Genomic DNA, 3080 nt, shown 5'->3' on the forward strand with positions numbered 1-3080 from the left:
ACACCCGCCGAAGAACTCGACCGACTACTGTCAGACCCGTCCGCATACACCGCAGCGACCGGTTGAATCCGCCCCGTGGTTTTCTGTACCAACACGGGCGCTCGCCGGAGAGAGGTAGCGCTCGCGGAGCTTGCCCTTGACGAGCTTGCCGGTGGGGGTGCGTGGTAGATCGTCGACGAAGTCCACCGAGCGCGGCGCCTTGTAGTGCGCGATGCGCTCCCGGGTGTAGTCGATGAGTTCGCGTTCGAGCACCTCGGTCCCGGTGATCCCCGGCGTCAACTGCACCACGGCCTTGACCTGCTCGCCCATCTCCGGGTCGGGCACCCCGATGACCGCCACGTCGTGCACTGCGGGGTGCAGAGCCAACGCGTTCTCCACCTCTTGGGGGTAGATGTTCACCCCGCCGGAGATGATCATGAACGACTTGCGGTCAGCCAGGTACAGGTGACCGTCGCCGTCGATGTAGCCCAGATCGCCCACCGTCGTCCAGGCTGGGTGCTCGGGATGCTGAGCGGCAGACGTCTTCTCGGGATCGTTGTGGTAGCGGAACGGCAGCGCGTCGCGTTCGAAGTACACCGTGCCGACGGTCCCGACGGGCAGTTCGGCTCCGTCGTCGTCGCAGATGTGCAGCACGCCGAGGGCGCTTCGTCCGACCGAACCCGGATGATCGAGCCATTCGGCGGTGTCGATGAACGTCATGCCGTGCGCCTCCGTGGACGAGTAGTACTCGTAGATGATCGGGCCAAGCCAGTCGATCATGGCGTGCTTGACGTCCACCGGGCACGGCGCGGCGGCGTGGATCACCGCGCGCAGGCTGGACAGGTCGTGCGCGGCACGAACCTCGTCCGGCAGTTTGAGCATCCGGACGAACATGGTGGGCACCATCTGCGTCACCGTCACGGCGTGCCGGTCGATGTGCTCCAACGCCCGCTCGGCGTCGAATCTGCTTGCCAGCAGTACGGTTCCGCCGAGCGCCTGCACCATCGAACACCAGCGCAGCGGTGCCGCGTGATAGATCGGCGCGGGGGAGTAGTACACGTCATCGGCGTTGATGCCGTAGAGGTGCTGCGCGATCGCCACAATCGGGTCACCCGGTTCGTCGACCTCACGATTTGGCAGCTCGGGTCGAATTCCCTTGGGAAAACCCGTCGTCCCCGATGAGTACAGCATGACCGCACCACAGGGTTGTGGATCGAGGCGTGGGCCCGCATCGGTCAGCGCCTGCTCGAATGAGCGGTACCCGTCGACCGGGCCGCCGAACACCAACCGCAACGGCGGTCCGTACACCGCGGCGGCCAGGTCGCGCAGCGACGCCGACGCGATCAACGCCCGCGCCCCGGAGTCCCGCACGATGTAGGCCGCCTCGTCCGCCGTCAGATGGTGGTTGATCGCGGTGATGTACAGCCCCGACCGCAGCGCCGCCCACAGCACCACCAGCGCCTCGGGCCTGTTGTCCGACAGCAGCGCAACGACATCCCCGCGGCGCAGACCCGCGTCGTACAGTACGCGGGCCAGCGCCGCCGAGGCGTCATCGAGCTCTCGGTAACTCATGGTCTCGCCGGACTCCGCGACGATGACCGCGGGCCGGTACGGGGCGTGCTGGGCGTGGGTGCCGGGGTACACGGATACCTCTCAGTCCAGGGCCGCAGCCGAGACGACAACCGGGTAGACGCGCTTACGGCGGTCATTGGTCAGGTCGATGTGGATGTACTTGGCCTCGGTGTACTCGTCGAGCGCGTCGGGGCCGAGTTCACGCCCCAGACCGCTCTGCTTGACGCCGCCGAACGGGTACATCGCGCTGATCATGTGCCAGTCGTTGACCCAGACCGTGCCGGACTCCAACCGTCGCGCGATGCCCAGCGCCCGCACGTTGTCGGTGCTCCACACACCCGCCGACAGACCGTATTCGCTGTCGTTGGCGATCGCCACGGCCTCGTCGTCGTCCCGGAAGGTGAGCACCACCAGCACCGGGCCGAAGATCTCCTCCCGCGTGACGCGCATGTCGTTGGTGGCGCCGGTCAGGATCGTTGGTGCCACCCAATGCCCTTCGGCCAGTGCGGGTTCGCCCGGTGTACCGCCCTGGAACGCGATCCGGCAGCCCTCCTCCTGGCCCAGCGCGATGTACTTCTCCACCCGCGTCTTCTGCTTGGCCGACACCAGCGGACCCAGATCACTGGCCGGATTCATCGGGTCACCGAGCACCAGGGTCTCCGCCCGCGCCACCAGGCGCCGGACGAACTCGTCGTGCAGGGACTCGTGCACCAGCAGCCTGGTGCCGGACTCGCACGCCTGCCCGCTCATCAGCAGGAAGCCGAACAGCGTCCCGTCCACGGCGAGGTCGAGGTCGGCGTCCTCGAGCACGATGTTGGCGCCCTTGCCGCCGAGTTCCAGCGTCACCTTCTTGAGGTTGTCGGCGGCCGCGCGCATGACGTTCTTACCGACCTCGGTGGACCCGGTGAACGCCACCTTGCGCACGTCGGGGTGCTCGGCCAGGCGGGCGCCGACCACCGGCCCCGGACCGGTGACGACATTGAGCACACCCGCGGGCAGGCCGACTTCGTCTGCGGCCCGGGCCAGTTCGAGCAGTGTGAGCGGGGTCTGGTCGTCAGGCTTGAGCACCACGGTGTTGCCCGCGGCCAGCGCCGGGCCCAGTTTCCACACCGCCAGCAGCAGCGGGAAGTTCCACGGGATGATGCCCGCGCACACCCCGACCGGGTCCTTGACCACCATGCCCGCCGCCAGCGTCGGGGCCTCGTTGAGCGGTCCGCTGCGCTGGAACGCGTAGGTCCGCGCCTGCGCGGCGAAGTACTTCAGGTGGTCGATGGCGTAGCCGATCAGGAACGCACCCGCGGCCCGGACCGTGGCGCCGTTCTCGTTGACCTGCAGCACCGTCAGCTCCTCGGTGCGGGCCGCGAGATTGGCGGCGATCGCATCCAGCACGTCGGCGCGCTCATGCGGGGAAGTGTTGCGCCACACGCCACTGTCGTGGGGGGGCGTGGCCGCCCCCCCCGCCCCGGGCGGCCCGGGGCGCCGCCCCCGGGCCCCCGGGCGCCCCGCGGCCCCCGGGGCCCGGGGGGCCC

Annotated in this window: 2 protein-coding genes; both read right to left on the reverse strand. The window is 68.8% G+C overall.

The genetic code is table 11. From position 1 onward, the window contains the following. Positions 1-30: 30 nt before the first annotated feature. A complete protein-coding gene (locus tag A5727_RS06720) occupies positions 31-1623 on the reverse strand; it encodes an AMP-binding protein (protein WP_082949638.1) in 1593 nt (530 codons plus the stop codon). 9 nt (positions 1624-1632) lie between these two features. Further along, a partial coding sequence (locus tag A5727_RS06725) for an aldehyde dehydrogenase family protein (RefSeq protein ID WP_082949639.1) occupies positions 1633-3080 on the reverse strand: 1448 nt, incomplete at its 5' end.

Origin of the sequence: Mycobacterium sp. ACS4331, assembly GCF_001667265.1 — a bacterium.
In the GTDB taxonomy this organism is placed as follows: Bacteria; Actinomycetota; Actinomycetes; order Mycobacteriales; family Mycobacteriaceae; genus Mycobacterium.